This window comes from Dietzia sp. WMMA184 (assembly GCF_002441635.1).
Taxonomy (GTDB): domain Bacteria; phylum Actinomycetota; class Actinomycetes; order Mycobacteriales; family Mycobacteriaceae; genus Dietzia; species Dietzia kunjamensis.
The window spans coordinates 2,828,130-2,854,457 of record NZ_NXEI01000001.1 but is presented as its reverse complement, the minus strand read 5'-3'; the positions used below and the strand labels follow the sequence as shown (position 1 = coordinate 2,854,457).

Genomic DNA, 26,328 nt, shown 5'->3' with positions numbered 1-26,328 from the left:
GACAGATGTGAGAAATGTTGCGTGAGTTGCTTGTGTGACTGAAGGGGTTGCAACATACTCAGCCCATGACATCTGCCGGACCGTCGGCCCGACGCGCCCCCCTTCCCCGCCTTCTCGTCGCCGTGGCCTCTGCAGCAGCCCTTTCTCTCGGCCTCCTCGTCGTCGTCATCTCCCCGCGCGCCGACGCCGGCGTCCCCCTGGCGCCCGCCTACCACGGCCTCGCGCAGGGGGTCGACGCCGCGAGCTGGCAGCATCCGCACGGTGCCGGCGTCGACTGGCACGCGGCCGCCGCGTCCGGGCAGTCCTTCGCGTTCATCAAGGCCACCGAGGGCACCGGACCCGCCAACCGCTACTACGAGGCCGACGTGGCCGACGCCCGCGCCGCCGGCATGCTCGTCGGCAGCTACCACATGGCGCGCCCCGCCATGGACCCCGCGCAGCAGGCCCACGCGTTCGCCGACCGACTGCAGTCCGTCGGCGGCCCGCAGCTCCCGCCGGTGCTCGATCTGGAGAAGGACGAGGGCCTCGACCCCGCCGAGCTGGCCGACTGGACGCAGGTCTTCCTCGACACTCTCGCCCACCGGACCGGCCGCGCGCCGATCCTCTACACCTACCGCTACTTCTGGATCGATCGGATGGCCAACACCCACCGCTTCGCCGAGTTCCCGCTGTGGCTCGCCGAGTACGGGGTCTCCGAGCCCACCCTGCCCGTGATCGGCGGCTGGAACGAGTGGCTGTTCTGGCAGCGCTCCGAGACCGGTGAGGTGCCCGGCTTCACCGACGGCGTGGATCTCAACGTCTTCGCCGGAACCCGCGACGACCTCCACGCCTGGCTCGGCCACGTCGAGCCCGCACCCGCACCCGCACCCGCGCCAGCCCCCGCACCCGAATCCACACCGGAGCCCGCACCGGCGCCGCCTCCCCCGCCCGCCCCAGAGCTCGTGTCGGACCGCGAGATCGTCGAGGCGCCCGCCGGGATCCCGCCGGAGGCACCCGTCCCGGTCGAGCCGTTCACGATCCCCGTACCGCGCGACCTGCCGGCCCCGGACGGGGTGCGCCTGCCGGAGACCATCGAGATCCCCCGCGAGGTCGTGGCCCAGCTGCCGCCCGGAATGCGCTGACCCGGAACGCGCCGGCCTCCGGCGATGTCAGCGCGGTGCGGGTTCGCGGCGCCGCACCACGGCGGCGCGGATCGCACGCCATCCGATGAGGAGGACGGCGGTGACGACGCCCGCCACCACCATGAAGCTCCAGTGCGGCACACGCCCGTCGCCGAGACCGCGGATCACCATGCCCACCACCAGCGTGGCCAGCCACAGCAGTACGCCCGACCCGACGGCGGCGGGCGCGCGGCGGGTCGCCAGCAGGATCAGCCACCCCACTGCCAGCCCGATGAGGAACGGCCACGCCGTGCCCCAGACCTGCGTCACGCCGAGCCCCTCGGAGTGCGCGCCCCGGCCGAAGGTGGAGAACACCACCACCAGCGCCGCGTCGAGCGCGATCATCACCGGCACCGCCACTCGACTCACCGTCTCTTCCCCTCCCGCCGCTCGCTCGCGCTGACCGAGCAGGACGCGTCGCCGGCCTCGTCCACGACCCCGTCCTCACGGACGCGCAGCAGCGGGATGGGACCCGAGTCGTGATGCACATGGGGGCGCCACGGTGTGCCCTTGAGCGGCCACATCGCCGAGAGCCCGGCCGGCGGGGCCGCCGCGACGGTCTGCTTCGACGCGGCGGGATACGCCGACGCGGGGGACCGAGAGGGGGACGACGAGGTGTTCTCCCCCGGGTCGTCGGCGTCGTCCGGGTCGGCGTCGGGGTCGAGGTCCACGGCACCCCGGTAGAAGAGGAAGAAGACCACCCATCCGGCCAGGGCGACCAGCACGAAGCTGACGATGCGGTAGACGAACACCGTCGCGAACGCCTGATGCGCACCGAGCCCGCCCGCGGTCAGGGTCGTGATGAGCGCGAACTCCACGGTCCCCAGCCCGCCGGGCGTGATGGGCGCGCTGGCCACGATCTTGCCGGTCACGTAAGCGATGCACAGGCCGCCGATGCTGTGCTGGGCACCGACCGCGTTGGCCGCCGCCCACAGGCAGCCGATGTCGGCGACCCAGTTGAGGAGGGAGAACGCGAAGGCCTTGGACAACTGCGTCTTGGTCAGTTCGACGGCCTCGGCCTGCTCGACGACCTTGCGCACCGCGGCGGCACCGTGGTCGGCGGGTTTGCGACGCCGCGCGTTGATCCACTCGAGGAGGGCCAGGAGCGCCCCCTCGATCCTGTCGGGGTTCCGGGCGGCCCACTGGACCACCACCACGATCCCCACCAGGCCCATGGCAGAAAGCGCCAGCAGGAACGGGTTGGACACCGTCCCCACCAGGAAGAAGCCGAGCAGCGCCAGCAGGACGATGCCGACGGTCGACAGCACGCCGGAGATGACGAGCTGCCACGAGGCGACGACGCGGGTGGCTCCCCACTGCCGGGTCTTGCGGTAGGTCAGGGTGGTGCCGAAGACCTGCCCGCCGGGGATGCTCGTGGAGAACGCGTTGGCGGAGAACACCAGGCCGACGCTGCCCCAGTAGCCCACCCTGACACCGGCGGACTGCAGGAGCAGTTTCTGCACCGAGCCGTAGCTCGACATCGACAGGTAGGAGAACACCAGCGCGGCCGCGACCCAACCCCAGTGCGGGCGGGTGACGGCCTCGAATCCCTCGGCGAAGAACGGCATCTGGCCACGGAGCCAGTAGAGGATGAAGGCCAGGACAGTCAGGGTCGCGATGGCCTTGAACCACGGATTGCCCAGGACCACCCGGATGCGACGCCGCGCCTCGGCGCCCCGCGTGCCCATCATCGATCCACCATATCCAAAGGATCCGACCCGGCCCAGGACCCACACCGCAGGGCCCTGGCGAGCGTCACGCGTCGCGCCCCTGCTGACGTTCCCGCATCAGACGGGCGATCAGGTCGGAGGCGGGGATCTTCCCGTCCTCGGTGATGTCGGGTTCCTCGTCGTACTCGGGGTCACGGACCGGCTCGAGCTCCGCCTCCGGCTCGAGCTCTGACTCGGACTGCCACTCCGGCTCGAGCTCCGCCTCCGGCTCGAACTCCGCCTCGGCCCCGGGCTCGCGGTCGAGCACGGCCACGGCGGTGGCGGGTCCGGCGACCTCTGTCCGTCCGGCGCCCGCGGAATCCGCGGAGACCCCGGAGTCCGCGGCGGGGACCGGCTCGGCCGCGCCGGTGGTGGCGGGTCGGCCGGTGAGCAGCTCGGGCTCGTCGTCGATCTCCGCCTCGCCGAGGCCGATCCGTTCCTGGACGCGCTTCATCCACCCGGGCGCCCACCAGTTGTCGGTGCCGAGCATCTGCATGACCGCCGGCACGAGCAGCATGCGGATCACGGTGGCGTCGATGATGAGCGCGGCGATCATGCCGAACGCGATGTACTTCATCATCACGATCTCGGAGAACGCGAACGCGCCGGTCACCACGATGAGGATGAGCGCGGCCGAGGTGATGATCCGGCCGGTGTTGGCCACTCCGCTGCGGATGGCCTCCGTCGTCCGAGCGCCCCGCGAGCGTGCTTCGACCATCCGCGAGACCAGGAACACCTCGTAGTCCGTGGACAGCCCGTAGATGATCGCCATGAGCAGCACCACGACCGGCGAGGTGAGCGGGCCGGCCGTGAACCCGAGCAACCCGGACAGGTGCCCGTCGACGAAGATCCAGGTGAGGATGCCGAGGGTGGCACCGAGGCCGAGCAGGTTCATGATCGCGGCCTTGATCGGCAGCACCAGCGACCCGAACGCGAGGAACATGAGGAGCGTGGTCGCCAGTAGGACGTACAGCACGAACCACGGCAGACCGTCGACCAGGGCCTCGACCGAATCGCGCTCCATGGCCGGGTTGCCGCCGACGTACACCTCGGTGTCCGCGGGGATCGGGAAGGACTGCAGGTACTCGACGGTCTCGGCGGCGTCGTTCCGGTCGATCACGCCGGTCTGCAACACCACCACGTCGCGCCCCTGCGCGTCCTGCTCGCCCGAGCGGGCGAACTGGAACGGACCGGTCAGACCCGGCGCCTCGTTGGCCGCCGAGCGGATCTGCGACAGGGTCGCCCCGTCGGAGCCGATCACCACGAGCTTGACCGGGTCGGTGCGGGTGCCGGGGAAGTTCTCGTCGTACTGCTCCTGCGCGACGCGGGTGGTGTTGTCCGGCGGGAGGTAGGTCTCGTTGATGCCGCCGAACTTCACGCCGGAGAACGGGATAATGAGCGCGACCAGCACCACGACGACGGGGATGGCCACAGCCACCGGGCGCTTCATGGAGAAGTCGGCGACGCGACCGAACAGGCCGTTCTCCACCTGCTCGCGCGAGCGGTGACGCTGCAGTCGCTTGATGCCGAGCATGTCGATGCGGTGGCCGAGCAGCATCAGCACGGCCGGCAGGAGCGTCACCGACAGTGCGGCGGCGAGGATGACGGCGGCGATCGCGCCGTAGGCGACGGACTTGAGGAACGCCTGCGGGAAGATGAGCAGCCCGGACAGGGTCACGCCCACCATGACCGCGGAGAACACCACGGTCCGTCCGGCGGTGGCCACCGCCCGGCGCACCGCCGCGTCCGGTGGGTAGCCCTCGGCCATCTCCTCCCGGAACCGGCTCACGACGAACAGGCCGTAGTCGATCGCCAGGCCGAGGCCGATCAGAGTCACCACGTTCTGGGCGAAGGAGTTCACCGGGGTGACCAGCGACAGCAGGTGCAACGCCCCGAGCGAACCGAGGATCGTGAGCACGCCCACCGCGACCGGCATGAACGCGGCCACGACACCGCCGAACACCACGATCAGCAGCAGGAACACCAGCGGCAGCGCGATGATTTCGGCGCGGACCAGGTCGGCGTCCATCCCGTCCTGCAGCGCACCGGCGACCGCCTGCACACCCGCGACGTCGGTCTGGATGCCGTCGATGGCGATCCCGTCCTCGATCACCCGGAAGTTCTCGAGGATCTCCTCGTCCTCGCCGGCGATCTGGATGGAGGCCACGACGATGCCCTCGTCCCTGTTGACCAGGGCCGGGGACTGGTTGAACACGAAGCTGGTGACGCCGGTGACCTCGTCCGGGTGCTCGGTGCGGATCGACTCGAGCGAGGCGCGGATCGGGTCCTGGAAGGCGGGATCGTCGACCGAGGTGCCCTCGGGTGCGTGGTACGACACCACGACGTCGCCGAGCGCGTCGCGTCCGTACGCCTCCTGCTCGAGCCGTTCGGCGGTCGCCCACCCGCTGTCGGGGTCCTCGAACCCGCCCTGACCGAACGGGTTGCCGAACGCGGTTCCGGCGAGGCTGATGAACGCCATGACGAGAACCGAGCACACCAGGACCAGCACGCGGCGGTGGGCGACGAACCGCCCGAGTGAGTTGAACACCGGGGAACTCCTAGCGCGAGGTGAGCAGGGCCGTGAGCGGCCGCAGCGGCTGCAGCCAGGCACCCTCGTCGGGCAGGTTCTCGAGGCTGACCCGGGGCAGCGGCTCGCGGAACACACCGGGGATGTCCTCGAGGTCGAGGAACGTGATGGTGTCGTGCTGGACGGCCCAGGTGGCGTGCTCGCGGAACCCGATCACCGTGACCGGGATGTCGTGGGCGAGGTCCTCCAGCGGTTCGCGGAACGCCTGACCGTCGGCCGACGCCACCACCACGCCCGCGAGGCGGCCGGAGCCGGCCCGCAGGTCGATGTGCTGGAGCATGTCCTCGTCGACGTCGGAGTCGTCGCTGGTCTTGGGCTTGGCGAACACGGCGAAGCCGACGTTGCGCAGCGCCTCGACCCACGGCCGGACGTTGTCCGAGGTGCCCTGGACGATGTTGGTGAAGACCGTCGCCTCGGCCTCGAGGGTGTCCTCGGTCTGCAGGGACAGGTCGGCGGTGTACCCGAGCAGCCACCGGCCGAGCGCGTCGAAGCGCGGCCGGTAGATCGCGGTGGGGCGGCCACCCAGGATGGACCCCAGCCCCATGTCGACGTTGGGCGCGTCCCACACCAGGAGCACCACTCCCGGGGCGTCGGGCGTGACCACGTCCGTCGTGTCGTGGTTGCGCATCTCGTCAGGTGGGGTCATCGCGTCCGCCTCGGTCGTCGTCGTTCGGGGGCTGTGGAGAAGGGCGTCAGTTCGTACGACGCCAGAGGAATTCGTTGATCACTCGCTCCTCCTGCAGCCCCTTGCCCTCGAACTTCGTCACGGGTCTGTCAAGACTGAACGGTACGTGCCCGAGGTCGGTCGCGGGGTCCAGCCGTCTCAGCGCGGGCTCGGCGTCGCCGGTCTCGCCGATCCACTCGGCGTAGTCGGCGTGGTCCGTGGCCACGTGCAACACGCCGCCGGGCGCCAGGCGTGAGGCGATGAGCTCGAAGGTGCCGGACTGCAGCAGCCGCCGCTTGTGGTGGCGGGCCTTGGGCCAGGGGTCGGGGAAGAACACGCGGACCCCGGTCAGGCTCGCCGGCGCGATCATGTTGGTGAGCACGTCCACGCCGTCGCCGCGGATCATGCGCACGTTCTCGAGCCCCTCGCGCAGGACCATGCCCAGCAGCTGGGCCAGTCCGGGCTGGTAGACCTCCACGGCGATCACGTCGACGTCCGGCTCGGCGGCGGCCATCGCGGCGGTCGAGGTCCCGGTCCCGGACCCGATCTCCACGATCAACGGTGCGCGGCGCCCGAACATCTGCTCCGGGTCCACGATCTCGTCGGAGACGTTGCGCCCGTAGGTGGGCCAGTGTTCCTCCCAGTTGCGCTGCTGGCCCGGCCGCAGGGTTCCGCGCCGGAACCGGTAGGCCGTCACCCGGGGGAACAGGCGGGCGCTGTCGTCGGGAGTGGCACCGTCGTCCGGAGTGGCACCGTCGTCCGGAGTGGCACCGTCGTTCGGGGTCCCGTCAGCCGCCGGGGCGGGGTTCTCGCTCTGGTTCACCCGGCCATCATCCCGTAATCCGTGGTCGGGTTACGAATCCGACCGACGTCCCCGCCCGTGCCGCGGGGCCGCTCGCCGCGCCGCGCGGGTGACCCTGCCTGGGGGAAGGTCTTGCCGCGGGCAGGTCCCCACGTCACGATTATCGCGTGCCGACCGTGACCCACGACACCGAGCCCCAGGCCCCGGTGCGACCCGAGAGCCCGGATCCCGCCGCGCGCGTCCGACGCCTGCTCTCCTCCGCCCGGGAACGCTCCGGACGGTCGGTCGACCCCGCCGTCGGCCCTGTCGTGTACGACCCTGGTGCGTACGGCCCGGTGGAGGAGGCCCTCGCGCGTTTCGACGCGCCCGTCGACATCCGGATCCGCGGCGGCCTGGGGTCGGGGCGCCGCACACTGGCCGCGGCGCTGCGGGCGCGGCGCGGGTGGCGGGCGCAGGTCGACGACCTCGACGTGCTCGCCGCTCCCGGCGCGCCGGCCACGACGACGCCCGATGTGGAGATCGTGTGCCTGCGCACCGCCCCCTGCCGCCACGAGGAGGCGTGGGTGCGGCGCCCGCGCCGGCACGCCCTGTTGGTGGTGGCCACGGGTGTCGGTGGCGGGGGCGCCGACGGTGGCACCGACGGCGGCGAATCCGACGACGACGAGGTCCTGCCGCGGTGGGCCCGTGGGCTGCCCGCCGTGGATGCGCGCGAGCCGGGGCACCGGTCAGTTGACGGCGTCGTGTCCTTCCTCGAGCGCGCCCTGGACGCCCTGGCGACGGTCCGGGTGGCCCGTCTCGAGGTGGAACTGGAACGCCTCGCGGTCCACGACGAGGTGGGCGACCTCGCGGAGGCCGCCCTCTGCGTCCTCGCCGGATCGGGCCCGTCGTGACCGCCGCACCCGCACCGCTCCGTGACTCTCCGCCCCGTGACTCTCCGCCCCGTGACTCTCCGCCCCGCGACTCCCCACCCCGTGACCTGACGATCGCGGTCCTGGGCGCACGGGACTCCGCCGCGCCCGCCGTCGCCGAGGCGCTGACCTCGGCCGCGGGCCCGGCCGTCGATGGCGGGGCCCGGATCCGTGTGCTCGTCGACGCGGCACCCGAGGACCGGCCGGACGCCGCTGTCCTCGTCGTCGACGCCGTCTGTCCGGTGCGCCCCGACGACGTCGAGGTCGCGCGCGGCGTCGCCTCCCGACTGCCGATGGCGGTCGCCCTGGCCGGGCGCGCCGGCCAGTGCACGGCCGAGGGCTTGTCGGAGACGGTCGACGTCACCACCCGGCGACTGGCCGAGGTGGGCGTGACGGCGCCGGTCCACGTGGTCGACGCCAGTCGCCCCGGGGCCCCGGCCGCCCTGCTCGCCGCCGTCGCCGCCCTCGTCTCCAGCGGCCGCCGTCCGCCCACCGCGCGCCCCGGCCCCGGCGGAGCGCCGCCACCGGATCCGGCCGTCCCGACCGTCGACTGGCTCCTCGCCCGTCGCACCGAGGCCATCACCACCCGTTCTCAGGCGCTGCGGCAGGACGTCCAGGCGCTGCGCATGCAGGTCATCCAGGATCTCCACCGATCGGTGCGCGACCTCGGTGGGCGGGCGCGCGAGGAGCTCGCCGCGGCCCCCCGCTCCCGAGTCGACGCGCTGGTCCACCAGCTCGCCGCCGATGCCGACTCCGCGGTGGCGGGCACCATCGCCCGCGCAGACCTCCGCGCCGACGCCCTCGTGGCCCGGCATCTCGGCGCCGCCGCGCCGGCGGGTCCCCGCATCCCCCCGCCCACCAGCGGCATCGCCCCGGGTCGACCGCCGCGCAACACGGGCGAGGAACTGCTCGTCATGATCATGGGCGCCGCCGGCGGGACCGGGGTGGGACGCATGCTGCTGTCCCCGCTCGCCGAGATCCCCGGCGTCGCGGCGGTGGTCATCCCGCTCGCCCTCCTGTGCGGGCTGGTGCTGGGGTGGATCACCGTCACCGTCCGCCGCACGCAGGCGCTGCGCACCCACACCGTCGCGGCCGTGGCCGACAGGCTCGCGGCGCTGCGGGCCGATGCCGAGCAGTCACTCGGCTCGAGGATCCTCGCCGCGGAGGCCACCATCACCGACGGCTTCGCCCACGATCCCGGCCCCCGGGTCGCCGACCTCGAACGCCGCATCCGAGCCACCCGCGCGGGACAGACCGCCCCGCCGGCCCCCACGACAGGGAGTCCCTCATGACCGATCCGCTGTTCGGTGCGGACTCCTTCGATCACCACCCGGCGCCCGACGTGTGCGGCCTCCAGGACGCCCCGCTGGCCGAACCCTCGTCGCTGGGACTGCACGTGCCCGTGGGCGAGGACGTCCTCGACCTCGGCTCCCCCGAGGCGGACCTCGACGGGGACGGCTTCATGGAGGCGGTCACCCTCGGCGACGATCGGGGGCTGACCGTGTACACCGACGCCGACGGTGACGGGACCGTCGACCACGTCTCGACCGTGCGGTTCGACGGCAGCTACGACTCATGGCGGCTGGCGAACCCCGCGGAGGGCGTGCCCTTCGGGGGATTCACGAACGAGGCTCGCGGGGACACGACCGGCGACTTCCCGTCGCCCGCCCGGTGGGAACGCATCGACCACGGCCACATCTGACCGGCGACCTGAGGAATCCCTCATGTCCGGGTGTGCAAAGGGGGCTGCGACTGAGCAGTCGACAACGCTTGACGATACTCTGTGACTAACACCATGCACCACGCGCGAGGAGCTGTGATGACCACCACCACCATTCCCGGCCTCGAGGGTCAGGCACCAACCGATCACGCGGAGTTGCTCGCGTGGATCGCCGAGGTCGCCGAGCTCACCCAGCCGGACCGGGTCGTCTTCGCCGACGGCTCCGACGCTGAGTGGGATCGCCTCACGACCGAGATGGTGGAGGCCGGGACCTTCGTCAAGCTCAACGAGGAGAAGAAGCCGAACTCCTTCCTGGCCCAGTCGGACCCGAAGGACGTCGCCCGCGTCGAGTCGCGGACCTTCATCTGCTCGGAGACCGAGGAGGGCGCCGGCCCCACCAACAACTGGCGCGACCCGGCCGAGATGCGCGAGCACATGACCGGACTGTTCCGCGGCAGCATGCGGGGCCGCACGATGTACGTCGTGCCGTACTGCATGGGCCCGCTGGAGGCGGAGGACCCCAAGCTCGGCATCGAGCTGACCGACTCGGCGTACGTGGTGGTCTCGATGAAGATCATGACCCGCATGGGCTCGGCGGCCCTGGCGAAGATCGGCACGGACGGCGAGTACGTCAAGGGCCTGCACTCCGTGGGTGCCCCGCTCGCCGAGGGCGAGCAGGACGTGCCCTGGCCGTGCAACGAGGAGAAGTACATCACCCACTTCCCCGAGACCCGCGAGATCTGGTCGTTCGGGTCCGGCTACGGCGGAAACGCCCTGCTGGGCAAGAAGTGCTTCGCGCTGCGCATCGCCTCCGCCATGGCCCGCGACGAGGGCTGGATGGCCGAGCACATGCTCATCCTCAAGCTCATCTCCCCCGCCGACGAGGTCCACTTCATCGCCGCGGCCTTCCCGTCCGCCTGCGGCAAGACCAACCTCGCGATGCTGCAGCCCACCATCGAGGGCTGGCGCGCGGAGGTCGTGGGTGACGACATCGCGTGGATGCGCTTCGGCGCCGACGGCCGGCTCTACGCCGTCAACCCGGAGTACGGCTTCTTCGGCGTCGCCCCGGGCACCAACTACTCGTCCAACCCCAACGCCATGAAGACGCTGGAGCCGGGCAACGCCATCTACACCAACGTGGCGCTGACCGACGACGGTGACGTGTGGTGGGAGGACCTCGAGGGCACCCCGGACCACCTCATCGACTGGCTGGGCAACGACTGGACCCCGGAGGGCGACGGCAAGGCCGGCAACGCCGCGCACCCCAACTCGCGCTACTGCGTCCCGATCAACCAGTGCCCGGTCACCGCGCCGGAGTTCAACTCGCCCGAGGGCGTGCCGATCTCGGCCATCCTCTTCGGCGGTCGCCGCGCCGACACGGTCCCGCTGGTCAGCGAGGCCTACTCGTGGAACCACGGCGTGTACATCGGCGCGACCCTGTCCTCCGGGCAGACCGCTGCCGCGGAGGGGCAGGTCGGCGCGGTGCGTCGCGACCCCATGGCCATGCTGCCGTTCATGGGCTACAACGTCGGCGAGTACTTCCAGCACTGGGTCGACATGGGCGCCCGGGGCGGCGACAAGATGCCCAAGATCTTCCTCGTCAACTGGTTCCGCAAGGGCGCCGACGGCCGCTTCGTGTGGCCCGGCTTCGGCGAGAACAGCCGCGTGCTCAAGTGGGTCGTGGACCGCATCGAGGGTCGCGTGGAGGGTGACGAGACCGCCGCCGGCATCACCGCCCGCGCCGCGGACATCGACATGACCGGCCTGGACACCCCGATCGAGGACGTCGAGGCCGCCCTGGCCGTCGACCCCGAGGAGTGGCGCCGCGAGCTGCCGCTCATCACCGAGTGGCTCGAGTTCTGCGGACCCAAGGTCCCGGCCGAGGTCCACGAGCAGTTCGCCGCCCTCAAGGAGCGGCTCGGCTGACACCGGCACCTGCACGGAAAGACCCACGCGGACGGGCCACACCATTCCCCGGTGTGGCCCGTCCGCCTCTACAATCTGGGCGAAGCCCTGTACTACTGCCCTTGTTGATGTCACAGTTACTGGCTGCGCGGGCAACAGCGTTCCCGCCCGGAAGGAGGGGCATGAGAGCCAGCGTGATCGGCCTCATCGCGCTTCCCATCGTGGCGAGCGGCGTCGCAGCAGCCGCCGTGGCCGGTTTCGGGCTCCCCGCCCCGACGTCCGTTCCTGCCGGGCCGACCGCCACCGCCGGGATCACCGGCGAGTCGACGGACGCGTCCCCGGCCGTCGACGAGGAGTACGCGGGCACCGCCATCGAGGGGATCAAGCCGTTCCTCACGGTGATCGACGGCAGGTCGGCCCTGCCCGTACCGGAGCCGATCCCGTCGTTCCTCTCGCTGTTGACGGTGCCCTCCGTGCCGCTGGCACCGCTTCCCCCGCAGGTCGACGGCCGGGTTGCTCCCGCGGAAACCATCGGTCCGCGCGCCGGGCAGGGCCCGGACCGGGTCCGGGACGACCTCGTGCCCCGCGACCCCACGACGCGCCCCGGTACCGGCTCCGGGACGGACGACCAGCCGGTGACCTTCGAACCCCACTCCGAGGGCGGGGCCGATCGAGGCGACACGCCTGACGACCGCGGACCGGGCGGCCGTCCCGCCGTACCGGCGCCCGATGCCGGTCGGCCTCCCGTGTCCGTTCCCGGACCGCCCGCAGCAGGTGGCCCGCTGCCCGGGCCCCCGCCCCATGCCGGAGAGACCGGCCGACCGGCCCATGCCGACGAGACCGGGCCTCCCCCACACGCGGGTCGGTCGCCCGCCGGCGGCGCTCCGGTGCTCGGCCGACCTCCCGTGGGGGACCGTGCCGCGAGCGGGCCGGTGACGACCTCGCCGGGGGCGGGCGCGACAGTGGACAGGCCGACAGAGGCGAGCCCGACAGTGTCCAGCCCGAGAGCGTCCGGCGACGACCACCCGATGCCGAGGTGAACGCCTCGATACGGCCGGCAGCCCCGATCCGTTGGTGGCACTCCGCCCGGCTCCGCATCACCCTCGGCATCACGCTGATCACCGCCGCCGTGTTCGCGGCGATGATGGTGTTCACGTTCCAGCTCCTGAACCTCAGCACCGAACGGGTGATGGACTCGCGGCTCAACCGGGAGGCCGCGGACTTCACGACCTTCATGACGGCGGGGATCCTGCCGTCGTTCGAGTCGGAGAACCCCACCGTCGAGCAGTTGATCCGGGCGTACCTCGCCCAGCAGTACCCGTCCTCGGAGCTGCTCCTGGTCGGGACGGCCACCGAGTCGGGCACCCAGTTCACGCTCTCCCGATACGGGCCCGACGAGGACCAGCTCTTCCCGCCGGCGATGCGGTCACAGATCCAACGGATCGGCCTGGTCTCCACCGAGAGTTCGGGGATCCTCGACGGCTCGGTGCGGTGGCGCAAGACCACGGTCGAGAGCCCCGCCGGGCCGGCCAACATCGTCGTCGCCGTCAACGACCGGGGCACTCACCAGGAGACACAGCGCGTCGTCTTCTACATGCGCTGGGCCAGCGCCGGAGGCATGGTCGTCAGCGCGGTGCTCGCGTGGTGGATCGCCGGGCGGATGCTCGTGCCGGTGCGCCGTATCCGCGAGGCCGCCGAGACCATCTCCGCCGCCGACCTGTCGAGGCGGGTCCCCTCCGACGGGCCCGACGAGATCGTCTCACTCGCCGACACGGTCAACGCCATGCTCGAACGAGTCGAGGAGGCCTACCGGACCCAGCGGGAGTTCCTCGACGATGCCGGGCACGAGTTGCGAACGCCCCTGACCGTCGTGCAGGGCAACCTCGACCTCATGCCCGACGACCCCGACGGGCGCGCCGAGGCCACCCGCCTCATGCAGGACGAGCTGTCGCGGATGACCCGCATCGTGGAGGACCTGCTCACCCTCGCCAGGGCCGACCGTCCCGACTTCCTCCGGACCGTCCCGACCGACGTCGCCGAACTCGTGCTGGACGTCGAGGCGAAGATCGACGTGATCGCCGACCGCGACTGGCGGGTGCTCCCCTACGCCGAGGGCGTGGCCCGACTCGACCAGCACCGCATCACGCAGGCCCTCATGCAGTTCTGCTCCAATGCCGTCCGCTTCACCGGACCCGGCGACACCATCGAGATCGGGTGCCGCATCATCGAGCCGGGGGATCCCACCGTGCCCGACGGGTTCGCGGCGGGGCCCGTCACCCCGTCGCCCAAGCGGGAGGACTACCGCCGCCGGCTCCTGTGGTGGGTCCGCGACAGCGGACCGGGGATCCCGCCCGGGGAAGAAGAGAGCATCTTCCAGCGTTTCCACACCGCTCGCGGCCAACTGCGCGACGGCCGGGGCGGCACCGGACTCGGCCTGGCCATCGTCTCCACCATCGCCAAGGCACACGGGGGACGTGCGTTCGCGTTCAACGCCATGGGCGGGGGCGCGGTGTTCTGCATCGTCGTCCCCCTCATCGCGCCGCCACCGGAGAAGCGCCCCCGCGACGACGAGGACGCCGGCGCCGGCCCGGTCGTGTCGGGGGACAGCGGTACGCGCTGATCCCGCCCACGTACCGGACGAACCCGCGGACACGGGACCGGGCAGCGTCCAACTGATGTCTTCCCGTGGGATACTCCGGGTTCGAGAAGGAGGGTTGCATGACGAACGTTCTCGTCGTGGAGGATGACGATCTCATCCGATCGGTGTTGGTGAAGGCACTCGGCGGCGCGGAGTACACCGCACTCGAGGCCGTGGACGGGGAGAGCGCCCAGGCGATCCTGTCGACGATCTCCGACATCGACCTGATGTTGCTCGATATCGGCCTGCCGGACACCGACGGGCTGACCCTCCTCCGCGAGGCCCGCGACCGCGGGTTCGCCGCACCCGTCATCATCCTCACGGCCCGCGACAGTGTGGCGAACACCGTCGAGGGGCTGGAGTCCGGCGCGAACGACTACATGGTCAAGCCCTTCCGCGTGCCCGAGTTGCTCGCCCGCATCCGTCTGCGGCTGCGCGAGCACGAGGCCACCGAGGACCCGGGCATCCTCGAGCACGCGGGCATGCGCCTGGACATCCGCACCCGCCGGGTCGAGGTGGACGGCCGGATCCAGGAGCTGACCAACCGCGAGTACTCGCTGCTCGAGATGCTGCTGCGCAACAAGGGCGAGACCATCAGTCGCGAGCAGCTGCTCGAGAGCGTGTGGGGCATGGACTTCGACCCGGGCTCCAACATCGTCAACGTCTACATCCGTTCCCTGCGTCGCAAGATCGGCGAGAACAAGGTGCAGACCGTCCGCGGCGTCGGTTACCGCGTGGAGTGACACCCGGCCGGTCGGCGCCGCGCCGACGCGTCCGATGTGTGAAGACCCCCCGGCCGAGGCCGGGGGTCTTCACATCTGTCGAGGTCTCAGCCCTCGCCGGGCTCCCAACCGAACGGCATGAGCACACTCTGCAGCTCGCAGAAGGCCTCGAGCCCCTCGGGGCCGTTCTCGCGACCCAGGCCCGAGTTCTTGAACCCGCCGAAGGGCGCGCTCGGGTCGAAGGCGTACCAGTTGATGCCCATCGTGCCGGTGCGCACCCGCCGGGCCACGGCGAGCGCGGCGTCCGGGTCGGCGGAGTACACGGCCCCGGCCAGGCCGTACTCGGAGTCGTTGGCGATCTGCACGGCCTCGTCGACCGTGTCGTAGGCGATGACCTCCAGGACCGGCCCGAAGATCTCCTCCTGGGCGATGGTCATGGAGTTGTCGACGTCCCGGAAGACGGTCGGCTGCACGTAGGCGCCCTCGGCGACACCCTCGGGCAGTCCCTCGACCGTGCCGCCCCCGTAGGCGATGGTCGCGCCCTCCTCGACGCCCTTGCGGATGTAGCCCTCGACGGACGCCTTCTGCTTGTGGTTGGCCAGCGGGCCGAATGCGGTGCCGTCGTCGGCCGGGTCGCCCACGGGCATGGCCTTGACGTTCTCCACCAGCGCCTCGACGACCTCGTCGTACCTCGACCGCGGCGCGAGGATGCGGTTCTGGGACACGCACGCCTGCCCGGAGTTCATCAGGGCGGAGAAGACCATGGTGCCGGCGTGGGCGGCGATGTCGGCGTCCTCGAGCACGATGGCGGCGCTCTTGCCCCCCAGCTCCAGCGAACAGCGCGTGAGGCTCTGGGCGGCGATCCCGGCGATGTGCTTGCCGACCCCGGTGGAGCCGGTGAACGAGATCTTGTCGACGTCCGCGTGCGAGACCAGGTGGTCGCCCACGGAGCTGGGGCCGGTCACCACGGACAGCACGCCCTCGGGCAGCCCGGCCTCACGGAACAGGTCGGCCAGCCACAGCGCGGACAGCGGTGTGGCCGACGACGGCTTGAGGATCACCGAGCTGCCGGACAGCAACGCGGGCGCCAGCTTGGCGGTGTTGAGGTAGAGCGGGACATTCCAGGCGGTGATGGCGGCGACGACGCCGACGGGGTGGCGGGTGATGACCGACGCGCCGAAGTCCCCGTGGCGCACCTCGGACCACGAGAAGGTCTCGGCCAGGCGCGCGTAGTAGCGCAGCACGCCGAGGGTCGGCGTCACCTGGATCATGGCGGCGGTGCCGGGCGGGGTGCCCATCTCGTCGGAGAGGATCTGGCACACCTCGGCCTGGCGCTCCTCGAGCATGTCGGCCACGCGGGCCAGCAGGGCGCCGCGCTCGGCGGGCGGGGTGGAGCGCCACACGCCGGACTCGAACGAGTCGCGCGCCTGGCTGATCATCTCGTCCAGGTCCTCGGTGGTGGTCTCGGCGACCCGACCCACGACCGCATTGGTGGCGGGCGAGGTCACCTCGAGGACGCCGGTGGTGATGGGATCGGTCCAGCGGGTGCCGGAGAAGAGCTTGTCATGGACGACGACCACGGGGACCTCCGAGAGGTAGAAAACAAGAACGTGTTCCACCTCACTGTAGCGAGTCCACGGCGCCCCGTGGGGCAGCTACCCGGCCCGCATCACCAGCACGAGGTTGGACACCAGGACCTCCCTGACCAGCGGCACCCGCACCAGCCACCACGCCCACCGTGGGTGGTAGCGCGGGAACGCCGCGACCAGTTCGGCCGATCCGGTCTGGCGTGCCCAGTCGAGCCCCTCGGCGCAGCCCACCTCGAACAGGGACTCGCCGTAGACGTTCTTGGGCGGCCGGCCGTGGCGACGCTCGTACATCCGCCGCGCCCGCTCGCCACCGAGGTAGTGGGTCAGCCCCATCTCGTGGCCGCCGAAGGGTCCGTACCAGAGCGTGTAGGAGACGACGACGAGGCCGCCCGGTCGCGTGACCCGGCACATCTCCTCGGCCATCGTCCAGGGCTCGGGGACGTGTTCGGCCACATTGGAGGAGATGCACACGTCGACGCAGTCCGATCGGATCGGCAGCGACATCCCGCTGCCGCGGATCGAGCCCGCCTGGTCCAGGCCCGCCGCCGACATCTCCCCCACGTCCGGTTCGACGGACACGTACCGCGCCCCCTCGGCGGCGTAGGCGTCGGAGAAGTAACCCGGCCCGCCGCCGACGTCCAGCACCGTCAGCCCCGGGAGGCGGCCGGTGTCGGACCCGGGGCCCCGCCCGGCCGGCCGGTCACCGGCGCGCTCCCACAGGTCCGCCACCAGTTCGACGGTGTCGCGGGCCAGACCGGAGTAGAAGACGTCCGGGTCGGACTGCTCGAGCGGGAACGAACGCAGCAATCCGAGCGACCGACCGAGGGTGGCGCGGCGGGCCACCGAGCGCAGGGCGGGCGAGCGGTGGACGGGATCGGTGATCACGGCGGTGACGATACCGGCGGCAGCGTTGACCACCCCGTCGGCGGTCCCGACGCCCGCGTACAGTGTCCGCGTGGCTCGTATCCTGCTGCTGTGCTGGCGTGACAGCACCCATCCCCAGGGCGGTGGCTGCGAACGCTACCTCGAGCACGTCGCCGAGGGCCTCGCCGGCGCCGGGCACACCGTCGTCTACCGGACCTCGCGCTCGCCGGGCGCGGCCCGCTCCGCCACCACCGGGGCCGGGGTGCGGTTCAGCCGGGCCGGTGGGCGGTTCACCGTCTATCCGCGCGCGCTGCTGGCGATCCTGTTCGGCAGGATCGGGCTCGGGCCCCTCGGTGTCCTGCGGCGGCCCGACGTCGTCGTCGACACCCAGAACGGTGTCCCCTTCTTCTCCCGCCTCGCCACCACCGCGCCCGTCGTGGTGCTCGTCCACCACATCCACCGTGAGCAGTGGCCGGTGGCCGGGTGGCTGGTCGCGCGGATCGGCTGGTGGATCGAGTCGTGGCTGTCCCCGCGCGTGCATTCGCGCAGTCAGTACGTGACCGTGTCGCTCCCCTCGGCCGACGAACTCGCCGGGCTCGGCGTGGACCCCGCGCGCATCGCCGTGGTGCGCAACGGACTCGACCCGCTCCCGGCGGACGTCGAGCCGGGCGGGCCGGCCGCGCACGAGGGCCCCGGCCCTGACACCGACACCGCCGCCCCGCGGCTGGTCGTGTTGTCCCGGCTGGTGCCGCACAAGCACGTCGAGGACGCCCTCGACGTGGTCGCCACCCTGCGCGCGAGCAGGCCCGGCCTGGTGCTGGACGTCATCGGCAGCGGCTGGTGGTCCGACCGACTGCGTGAGTACGCCGCCGAGCGCGGGCTCCTCGACCCGGACGGCCCGGACACCGGCGCGGTCCGGTTCCACGGGCACGTCGACGAGTCCACCAAGCACCGCATCCTCGCCGGGGCCACACTGCACCTCATGCCCTCCCGCAAGGAGGGCTGGGGCCTGGCGGTGTCCGAGGCCGCGCAGCACGGGGTGCCCACCGTCGGCTACCACCACGCCGCGGGACTACGGGACTCGATCGACGACGGCGAGACGGGCCTCCTCGTGGACGATGTCGCGGCCATGACCCTGGCCACCGATCGCCTCCTGGCGGACCGCGACTTGCGAGCGCGCATGGGTGAGGCCGCCCGCCGCAAGGCCGCGGGACTGTCCTGGCCCGCCACCGGAGCGGCGATGGCGCAGGTCCTCCGGGCGGTCACCGAGGGCCGGCGCGTGAGCGGTGTGATCAGCGGCCGGGCCGGCTGACCGGACCTCCCGCGGCGTACGCGTCCCGGCGCGCCGTGGTGGTCGAGGCAGAGACCCCGGCGACGGCCAGGGTGAGGACCAGCGTGAGCAGCCACAGCGCGTGCGCCGCCAGCACCCACCTGCGGGCCGACGCCGGAGCGGCGGGCTCGACGGTGGCCTCCCATCGGGCATCCGCCCCACCCGGCCCGTTCGGCGCGGCCAGCTCGTGCAGGACGAGTTCGGAGCCGGTGAACCTCGTCGTCGTCGACTCCGGCGGTGTCCCGGCCAGCGTCCGCGCCGCCCGCCCGCGCGGGCCGGCGGACGTGCGCTCGTCGAGCACCCACCGCACCCCCAGTCCGGCCAGGACGCTCGGGTCGTCCCCCCGCAGCAGCGCCTCGGTGGCCCGCCTCGCGCGATCACCCTCGCCCGGCACCGCGGCCGCGTCGTCGCCGGCCGCCCCGCCGACAACCAGGTCTCCGGGCACCAGCACGCGGGTGTCGAGCAGTCGGGGCGCCGGATCGAGCACCGCCGCGCCGCCCGCCCACAACGGCGTCGAGCGGAAGGACCCCGCCGGCAGGACCAGCAGGTCACCGGGCCTCCCGTCGACGATCCGCGCCACCTGCTCCCAGTCCTGGCCGTAGGTGACCGGCCGCAGCTGGTCCCACAGGGCGCGCGGGGCGTCGGGGACGGCGGCGACGGCCACCGCCGTGAGCAGCAGGCCCGCCCCGGCCGGTCGGAGTCGCCCGGCCAGCTCGCGGGCGGCGAAGGCGAGCGCCAGCACGGTCGCCGGGAGCGCCAGTGCGACGAACTTCTGGGTGTCGCGCAGCAGACCCGCGCCGGGGACCGCGGCGACGACGGTCTCCAGCGCGGCCAGGCCCGGCCCCGTCGCGGCGGCCGCCACCAGCAGCCACGTCCCGACCGCCAGCGGTACCGTCGCCCGCACCACCGGATCGCGGCGCGCCCGCCACACCCCGCGCGCCGCCACCGCCCACACGACGAGCAGCAGCACGAGCGCCACGGCCGCCCACCACGTTGACCGCGACGGCGGCACCGCCTCCGAGTTCCAGATTCCGCCCAGGGCGACCACGGACCCGAAGGTGCCGATGCCGGGCTCGGCGCGGGCGGCGAACGCGCTCACGCCCGTGCCGGCGGTCGGCGCGGTGCCGGTCCCGGCCGGGGCGAGTGCGGTCGCGAGCAGCCACGGCAGCGCGGTGACCACGGCCGTGGCGACCAACGCCAGCGCTGCACAGACGCGCCGGCCCGGCCGCGCGGCGGGACCCGCACTATCACCGGCACTGTCACCGCCACCCGCACCGCCGCTGAACAGGGACACCGCCGCGGCGACAACCGCGAGGACCCAGCCCGTCGGCGTGAGCCCCGCCGCGGCCAGCGCCGCGCACGCCGCCGCCACCCGGCGCCGACCGGGCGCGCCACCGAGGGCGCCACCGAGGGCGCCACCGAGGGCGCCGGAGGAGGCCAACAACACCGGCATCGACATCACCGCCGCCGTCCCGGCCAGCACGGACCAGTGCCCCTGCAGCAGCCGCTCCACCACGAACGGGTTCCACACCGCCCCCACCACGGCGGGCAGGCGCAGCCAGAGCCCGGACAGCCCCGCGGCCGCGTCGCCGGGCAGGACCCGGCGCACCAGCGCCCCCGCCGCCACCGCCAACCAGATGCAGAACACGGCGGTGAGAACGCCGGTCAGCAGCCACACCGGCAACCCCACCGCCTGCAGCGCGCGGGTCGCCCACACCACCGCCACGTCCTGGGGCACCGCCCGCGCCGCCGACTCCCCCAGCCCGAGCGCGGCGTCCGACAGGGGCGGTGTCGGCGTGGCCACCCAGTCCCTGAGCAGGGGGAACCCGGGCCGCGCCACCCCCGCCAGCAGCAGGGCGGTCACCACCGCCCCCACGGCCGCGTCCACCGCAGCGTCCCTCCCGGTGGATCGCGAGGTCACGCGACGGGAACCGACAGCGGACGACATGCGCTCATTCCACCACGCCCGCGCGCGGGGCCGGCCGCCACCGCGCGGCCGCGCCGCCGGCGGCCAGCCACCGGGCCACCGCGGCTGCCCCCTACGATTCCCGGTGTGGACCATCAGGCGCGCGAGGCGGCACCCGGCACCGCCACCAGGCGCTTCCTGACCGGCGCGGGGGCGGTGACGGCCGGGTCGATGCTGGCCAACATCGCCGCCTACCTGCTGCACCTACCGGCCTCCCGGTGGTTGGGGCCCGAGGGCTACGGCGCCTTCGCCGCCCTGCTCTCCGCGCAGCTGCTGGTCGCCGTTCCGTCGCTGGCGCTGCAAGCGGTCGTCGCCCGCGACCACGTGCGCGGAGTACCGGACGGGGTCCTGCGCTCGCTCGGCAGACGGGTCGCGCTCCTGGTCGCGGGGGTCGCCGCACCGGCGGTCGTCCCGGTGTCGCTGCTGCTGGACACCCCCGTCCTGGCCACCGCCGCCGCGCTGGCCCCCGGCCCGGTGCTCTGTCTGCTCACCACCGAGCAGGGCGTACTGCAGGGCGCCGAACGGTTCCGCGCCCTCGGAGGAGTGCTCGCCCTGGCCGGCGCCGGCAAGGTGGTGCCGGCCGTCGCGGTCCTCGCCGCGGGCGGGGGCGTGGGGCTCGCGCTCGCGGCCGGGGCCGTCGGCGTGACGGTGGCCTGGCTGGCGGCGGGGTGGATCTCGACACTCGGGCCCGGGGCGTGGCGACCGCCGACCGCGACCTCCTCGACCTCACCCGGCGTCGCGGCGGTGCTCGCGGCCGGTCAGGTGCAGCTCGTGATGATGGCCCTGACCTCCGTCGACCTGCTCCTCGCACGTGCCCTGCTGTCCCCGGGGGACGCCGGCCGCTACGCGCTCGGGGCGGTCGCCGCCAAGGCCGCGTTCTGGCTGCCCCAGGCCGTGGGCACCGTCCTCTACCCGCGGATGGCCGATCCGGCCGGGCACCGGGGCGCGGTCCGTTCCGCGGTGGGCGTCCTGCTGGGCATCGGTGCCGTCGTGGTGATCGGTGCCGCCGCGGCCGCCCCGCTCGTGCCGGTGGTGGTCGGCGAGGACTACCGGCCCGTGGCCGGACTGCTGTGGGCGTTCGCCGCCCTGGGCGTGACACTGAGCGTGCTGCAGGCGTTCCTGCTGGCGAGCATCGCCTCCGACCGGACGGTGGAGGCCGCGATCGCCTGGTGCGGGCTGGTGCTCACCGCCGTCGCGGTGTGGCTCGCGCCCCGCGGCGTCGAGAGCGTCCTGGGCGCGACACTCGTCGCGGTCGCCCTCACCACGGTCGCCGCAGGCTGGCGGGCGCTGCGCGTGCGCCCCGCCTGAGGCGAGGGCGCCGAGCGGGCCGCGCCCTCGAGCCGAGCCACGTCGCCTATCCGTTGGCGACTCACCTACGGGATCCGCTAGGTGGCGCGTGATCCGATGGGCGAAGCGGCCGGCGGAGCGGCCGGCGGAGCGGGATCGTCGAGGCCGGCCTCGGGTTCGCAGCGCCCGATCCGAGGGACAGATCGCGGGAGCGGGGCGGCTTGGTGTCCCCGACGGTCGCGCGGCGGTCGCGGGGTCTGACAGATCAGGCGCGGTTCCGGGTGGTCCGTCCGCCGGTGCCGCCGCGGCTCCCGCGCAGGCCCAGCACTATGCCACCGATCAGCGAGAGCAGGCCGAGGATGCCCAGCACCGCCGGGACGATACGACCGAACGTGTTGAGCGTGTCCGCGCTGTCCTGCGCCGCGGCCAGAGTGCTCTCCTGGGTCTCGTCGTTCCATCCGGACTGGAAGCGGACGGCCGTGCGGGTCGGCTCGGCTTTCTCCTCCTCCAGGCGGGCCTTGTCGGAGAAGAAGGCGTCGGCCTCGGCCTGGTCCTCGGCGAAGAACTGGAAGATGTCCTCCTTGCCGTTGATGATCTGGCCGGTCGCCGGGTTCACGTACACCGTGCGGGTGTTGGTGTAGAAGCGTCGCATGTCGACCGGGCGGTCGGGGTCGCCCTCGAGGCCCCACTGGCCGGCGGTCATGCCCTCGCGGCGGTAGCTGGCCAGGACCGACTCCACGGCGGGGTCGTAGCCGTCGGAGATCGAGGCGAAGTGGTCGCGGATCGAGGACCACATGTCGATCGGGCCGAGGTCCTGGGTGAACTCGTAGGCCTCGATCCCACCGACGGACGTCTCGCCGACGAACTCGATCGGGTTGGTGGTGAACGTGCTGGCGTCGAAGTAGTCGTAGGCCCGCTGCTCGGTGTCGAACGGGAACTTGTACTGCAGACCCTCGCGGACGAAGCCCGTGGGGGCGGTGTCGTCGGCGCCGCCGGCGACGACCTGCAGGGTGCTGGTGGCCTCGTCGACCGGCTGCGCCGTGACGCGGTCCAGCGTGATGCGGTCGACGGTGGCGTTGATCAGGGACTCGACCTCGTCGCCGCCCGCGATGTCCTCGCGCAGCAACGACTGGGCGGCCTGCAGGGTGATGACGTCGGCGTCCGACGGCTCGACGGCCATCACCCGACGCTGCGAGTACAGGGGGATGTCGCTGTCGATGAAGCACGAGACGGGGAACTGCACCTCGGAGTCGTCGGCCTCGGCGCCGTCCTGGGTCTCGACCGCCTCACCCTCGGGCGCGTCGCCCTCTCCCTCGTCCCCGGCCGCGGCCTCGGCCCCGTCCTCGGGACGGCACTCGGGCCGGTCCGCGTTGAGCTCGGTGGGTGCGTTGCCCGCCAGTGCCCTGCCCACGAGGACCGCCCCCGGCGCGACCTCGGTGACGGTCGTCGAATTGATGTCCAGCGGGGTCTTCTTCTGCGCCGGCACCACGAAGAACACGAGCGCCAGTGCGATAGTGATCAAAAATGCGCCGAGCCCGACGAGGACCAGCGCGGGCACCGACGACCTCCGTCCCGCGGAACTGCTCTGTCGTGCCATCGGTTGTCCTCCTGGAGTCGCGCCCTCGGTCCGTGGTCACGCCCGGGTAACGTCCCCGGGCCGGCTGCCAGACCGGACCATCATCAGGAGAAGATTAACAGTGATGAAGAACGCATTTGGCACCCCCGACCACCGAGTCGGGACACTGCCCTCCGCGACGGGCTTCGTGCCGGCGCTCGAGGGGCTCCGGGCGGTCGCCGCGTTCGCTGTACTCACCACCCATGTCGCGTTCCAGACCGGGGCCTCGACGGGGTCGTTCCTCAACCGCGTCTGGGGCCGCTTCGACCTGTCCGTGGCCGTGTTCTTCGCGCTCTCGGGCTTCCTGCTGTGGCGCGCGCACGCCCTGCACGCACGCCGGGGAGGCACGGGGACCGCCCGGTCCGCCCGCGACTATCTGCGCTCCCGACTCGTCCGGATTATGCCCGCGTATCTCGTCCTGGTGTCCGCGGTGTTCCTGCTGATCCCCCGGAACGCAGGGAGCTCCGCCAGCACATGGACGTCCAACCTGACGCTCACCCAGGTGTACGTCCCGGACTCCCTCGTCGAGGGGCTCACGCACGCGTGGTCGCTGTCCGTGGAGATGAGCTTCTATCTGGTGCTGCCGTTGCTGTGGTGGGCGCTCGCGGGCCTGCGCGGGCGGGCGGCGCGGTGGCGCATTCCGGCGATCGCGGTCGTGGGGGTGGCGAGCCTGGGGTGGGCGCTCCTGCCGTGGTACGAGCTGGGTCTGCACGACCGGCTCAACGACCAGATCCTGCCGCCGGCGTTCGCGTCGTGGTTCGCGGCGGGGATGATCCTGGCCGAACTCGCCTGCGCCCCGCCCGGACGGGCGGCGGCGCTGGCCCGCCACCGCCACGCACGGTGGGGGTGGTGGGCGGTCGCGGCCGCGGCGTTCCTGGTGAGCACGGTGCCGCAGTGGTTCACCGAGGGCTTCGTGCATCCGTCGGGCCCCGAGTTCGCGCTCCGCACGGCGCTCGGCGCCGTGGTGGCGTTCTGCCTCCTGGCCCCGGCCGCGCTCGCCCCGGCCGGCCCGGGCACCGCGGACGGCGGCGGGCTGCGCTTCGCCGTTCTCGGCTCGACCGTCCTCACCACCCTGGGCCGGTGGTCGTACGGCGTGTTCCTGTGGCACGTCCTGGTCCTGCACTTCGCGTTCCAGATCGCGGCGGTGCCCATGTTCTCCGGACAGATGCTGCGGATCTGGCTGGTGACCGCGGTGGTCTCGACGGTGGTCGCGGCGGCCAGCTACGCGCTGGTCGAGGTGCCGGCCGGACGCTGGCTGGCACCCCGGCGCGCGCCGCGCGGACGGCCCGCGGACGGCCAGCTCGCGGCGAGCCCGGCGCAGACGAGCCCCGCCACCGTCGCGACCTGAGGCCCCCAGCCGTCACCGGCGTAGCCCAGCGGGTCCGGCCACGGGGCGCGGGACAGCACCGCGGCGCCGGCGACGATCCCCGCCCCGGCCCCCACGACGAGCAGGTGCCGGGCCCGCCCGGCTCCGAGGTACCGACTCGCCACCAGCGCACCCACGGTCAGCCCGGCGGTCACCCCCAGCCCGACCGGCCCGGCCACCGCGAACCCGAGCGCGGCGGTCGCGGCGACCGTCAACGGTCCGCGCCCGCGCCACGGCGTGGCGCGGGCGCCCGCCCGGTCACGGCTGCCGCGGACGAGGAACAGCAGCAGGACCAGCAGCAGCGCGAGCGGCCCGGTGAGCAGCGCCGCGCGGTACGGCGCGTCGAGCGGCACGGTGAGCACGAGGGTGGCGCCGGTGGTGGTGGCGGGCAGCACCCAGCCCTGCTTCCACCCGTCGACGGTGACCGGACGCGGGTCGGCCAGGTCGGTGCCGTCGTCGGCGACGAGCCGGGCCTGCCACGCGGGCGTGACAGATTCGGGGATCACCAGGACGCGTTCGCGCGGCGCGGACGGCACGCGCAGTTCGCGCCGCGAGTCGTCCCACAGCGCGGTGGCGACGGCCCGGGCGGGGTGCGGGGCACCGCCGAGGATCGGCGCGGGGTCGCCCCCGGTGCCTCCCGTGCGGCTCCCGGTTCCCGGGTCGACGACGACGAGGCCCACCGTGTCGACGGAGAACGCCTGACCCGGGTCCACCGAGACCTCCTGCGGTCCCGCGTCCAGCCGGACGGCGGAGTCGTCGCAGAGCTCGGCCGTGACCGCGCGGCCCTCGAGCAGCGCCCGTCGGCTGGCGGTGATCCGCGTGCCGACGACCCGGTCGCCGAGGTGCAGCTTCGGCCCGTCCCGGCAGGTCAGGGTGACGGGCTCGTCGTCGGCGGCGGGCAGCGCGCCGATGCGGGCGCCGGTGGGGTCCTGTACCCACACCTCGGCGATGCCGGTGGGCAGCCGCGCGCCGGTGGGACCGCGCACGTCCCGGGTGTCGTCGACGCGGACGGTGATCCGATCGGTGTGGTCGGCGGGGACGTCGACGACGACGGAGCCGTCCTCCTCCGGGGTGAGCGTGGCCAGGTCGACGCGGGTGCGTTGGACCCCGGTGTCGACGGTGATGACCTCGGGCGCGGCGGGGGCCGCGGAGCGGGGTGCCCAGAGGCGGAGCGAGCCGACGAGCTGGCGACCGGGCAGGCTCAGGGCGAGCGACGGCGCGGGAACGTCCGGCGCGTGCCAGCTGGTGGAACGGTCGCCGTCGACGGCCGCCGACGGCCTGCCCGCGGGGTCGTCCACGAGCGACTCGCCCGTCGCGCGGACCTGCTGTGCGCGGGGGGCCGGGTCCCCGCGCAGGACGTCGTCGAGGGCGGGGCCGGGACGTGGGCGCACGAGCAGTCGCGGGATCACTGTCGTGGCGGCGGGGACGTCGAGCAGGCGGGCGAAGCGGCCCGGTTCCTCGGGGTCGATCGCCAGGCCGGGGGCGCACCTGGCGGC

At 72.9% G+C, this 26,328-nt stretch carries 20 protein-coding genes; 11 read left to right on the top strand and 9 right to left on the bottom strand.

Annotated features, from left to right (window positions below; all coding sequences use genetic code 11):
* The first annotated feature begins 65 nt into the window (after positions 1-65).
* Positions 66-1,121 carry a glycoside hydrolase family 25 protein gene (locus CK206_RS13170; protein WP_096906653.1) on the top strand — a complete coding sequence of 352 codons (1,056 nt, stop codon included), beginning with the start codon at positions 66-68 and terminating at the stop codon, positions 1,119-1,121.
* Between the two features lie 27 nt (positions 1,122-1,148).
* Here CK206_RS13170 and CK206_RS13165 read toward each other — a convergent pair whose 3' ends face one another.
* The 5 genes from CK206_RS13165 to trmB all read right to left on the bottom strand — a co-directional run bounded on the left by CK206_RS13165 (position 1,149) and on the right by trmB (position 6,943).
* The gene (locus tag CK206_RS13165) at positions 1,149-1,529 is read right to left on the bottom strand and encodes a DUF3054 domain-containing protein (RefSeq protein WP_206473045.1); all 381 of its coding nucleotides are present in this window, start codon (positions 1,527-1,529) and stop codon (positions 1,149-1,151) included.
* Entirely contained in the window at positions 1,526-2,851 is a 1,326-nt protein-coding gene (locus CK206_RS13160) for a YbhN family protein (RefSeq protein WP_096906652.1), read from the bottom strand. Before CK206_RS13160 ends, CK206_RS13165 begins: the two co-directional genes overlap by 4 nt.
* Positions 2,852-2,915: 64 nt before the next feature.
* On the bottom strand, positions 2,916-5,417 hold the full coding sequence (locus tag CK206_RS13155; RefSeq protein WP_096906651.1) for an MMPL family transporter: 2,502 nt from the start codon (positions 5,415-5,417) through the stop codon (positions 2,916-2,918).
* A gap of 10 nt (positions 5,418-5,427) precedes the next feature.
* Positions 5,428-6,102: an NYN domain-containing protein gene (locus CK206_RS13150; RefSeq protein ID WP_096906650.1), complete on the bottom strand. Its 675-nt coding sequence runs from the start codon at positions 6,100-6,102 to the stop codon at positions 5,428-5,430.
* Between the two features lie 46 nt (positions 6,103-6,148).
* Positions 6,149-6,943 carry a tRNA (guanosine(46)-N7)-methyltransferase TrmB gene (trmB, locus tag CK206_RS13145; protein ID WP_096906649.1) on the bottom strand — a complete coding sequence of 265 codons (795 nt, stop codon included), beginning with the start codon at positions 6,941-6,943 and terminating at the stop codon, positions 6,149-6,151.
* A 146-nt stretch (positions 6,944-7,089) separates the two neighbouring features.
* Here trmB and CK206_RS13140 point away from each other — a divergent pair, with 146 nt between their 5' ends.
* The 7 genes from CK206_RS13140 (at position 7,090) to CK206_RS13110 (ending at position 14,836) form a co-directional block, all read left to right on the top strand.
* The gene (locus CK206_RS13140) at positions 7,090-7,812 is read left to right on the top strand and encodes a hypothetical protein (protein ID WP_096906648.1); all 723 of its coding nucleotides are present in this window, start codon (positions 7,090-7,092) and stop codon (positions 7,810-7,812) included.
* Positions 7,809-9,122, top strand: coding sequence for a hypothetical protein (locus CK206_RS13135; RefSeq protein ID WP_254050579.1), 1,314 nt, complete (start codon positions 7,809-7,811; stop codon positions 9,120-9,122). Before CK206_RS13140 ends, CK206_RS13135 begins: the two co-directional genes overlap by 4 nt.
* Positions 9,119-9,532: a DUF6802 family protein gene (locus tag CK206_RS13130; protein ID WP_069389409.1), complete on the top strand. Its 414-nt coding sequence runs from the start codon at positions 9,119-9,121 to the stop codon at positions 9,530-9,532. The genes CK206_RS13135 and CK206_RS13130 overlap by 4 nt, the downstream gene beginning before the upstream one ends.
* Positions 9,533-9,649: 117 nt before the next feature.
* Positions 9,650-11,476, top strand: coding sequence for a phosphoenolpyruvate carboxykinase (GTP) (locus tag CK206_RS13125; protein ID WP_096906647.1), 1,827 nt, complete (start codon positions 9,650-9,652; stop codon positions 11,474-11,476).
* Between the two features lie 161 nt (positions 11,477-11,637).
* A complete protein-coding gene (locus CK206_RS13120; RefSeq protein ID WP_143337736.1) occupies positions 11,638-12,495 on the top strand; it encodes a hypothetical protein in 858 nt (285 codons plus the stop codon).
* The gene (locus CK206_RS13115) at positions 12,492-14,075 is read left to right on the top strand and encodes a cell wall metabolism sensor histidine kinase WalK (RefSeq protein ID WP_096906645.1); all 1,584 of its coding nucleotides are present in this window, start codon (positions 12,492-12,494) and stop codon (positions 14,073-14,075) included. The genes CK206_RS13120 and CK206_RS13115 overlap by 4 nt, the downstream gene beginning before the upstream one ends.
* 98 nt (positions 14,076-14,173) lie before the next feature.
* A complete protein-coding gene (locus CK206_RS13110) occupies positions 14,174-14,836 on the top strand; it encodes a response regulator transcription factor (RefSeq protein ID WP_067715955.1) in 663 nt (220 codons plus the stop codon).
* Between the two features lie 86 nt (positions 14,837-14,922).
* Here the strand turns inward: CK206_RS13110 and CK206_RS13105 are convergent, their stop codons facing one another.
* Both CK206_RS13105 and CK206_RS13100 read right to left on the bottom strand, forming a co-directional pair.
* Positions 14,923-16,434, bottom strand: coding sequence for an aldehyde dehydrogenase (locus CK206_RS13105; RefSeq protein ID WP_254050578.1), 1,512 nt, complete (start codon positions 16,432-16,434; stop codon positions 14,923-14,925).
* Positions 16,435-16,470: 36 nt separating this feature from the next.
* Entirely contained in the window at positions 16,471-17,289 is an 819-nt protein-coding gene (locus CK206_RS13100; RefSeq protein ID WP_096907448.1) for a class I SAM-dependent methyltransferase, read from the bottom strand.
* 70 nt (positions 17,290-17,359) lie between these two features.
* Between CK206_RS13100 and CK206_RS13095 the strand changes: the two genes are divergently transcribed.
* Positions 17,360-18,580, top strand: coding sequence for a glycosyltransferase family 4 protein (locus CK206_RS13095; RefSeq protein ID WP_096906644.1), 1,221 nt, complete (start codon positions 17,360-17,362; stop codon positions 18,578-18,580).
* Here CK206_RS13095 and CK206_RS13090 read toward each other — a convergent pair.
* Positions 18,561-20,546 carry a hypothetical protein gene (locus CK206_RS13090; RefSeq protein ID WP_143337735.1) on the bottom strand — a complete coding sequence of 662 codons (1,986 nt, stop codon included), beginning with the start codon at positions 20,544-20,546 and terminating at the stop codon, positions 18,561-18,563. The two genes, CK206_RS13095 and CK206_RS13090, sit on opposite strands and share 20 nt — an antisense overlap.
* Positions 20,547-20,651: 105 nt before the next feature.
* On the opposite strand from CK206_RS13090, the gene CK206_RS13085 reads away from it, so the two are divergent.
* Positions 20,652-21,872 carry a polysaccharide biosynthesis protein gene (locus CK206_RS13085; protein WP_096906643.1) on the top strand — a complete coding sequence of 407 codons (1,221 nt, stop codon included), beginning with the start codon at positions 20,652-20,654 and terminating at the stop codon, positions 21,870-21,872.
* 244 nt (positions 21,873-22,116) lie between these two features.
* Here the strand turns inward: CK206_RS13085 and CK206_RS13080 are convergent, their stop codons facing one another.
* The gene (locus CK206_RS13080; protein WP_096906642.1) at positions 22,117-23,448 is read right to left on the bottom strand and encodes a DUF3068 domain-containing protein; all 1,332 of its coding nucleotides are present in this window, start codon (positions 23,446-23,448) and stop codon (positions 22,117-22,119) included.
* Between the two features lie 103 nt (positions 23,449-23,551).
* On the opposite strand from CK206_RS13080, the gene CK206_RS13075 reads away from it, so the two are divergent.
* Positions 23,552-24,814, top strand: a complete 1,263-nt coding sequence (locus CK206_RS13075; protein ID WP_096906641.1) for an acyltransferase — start codon at positions 23,552-23,554, stop codon at positions 24,812-24,814.
* The last annotated feature ends 1,514 nt before the right edge of the window (positions 24,815-26,328 follow it).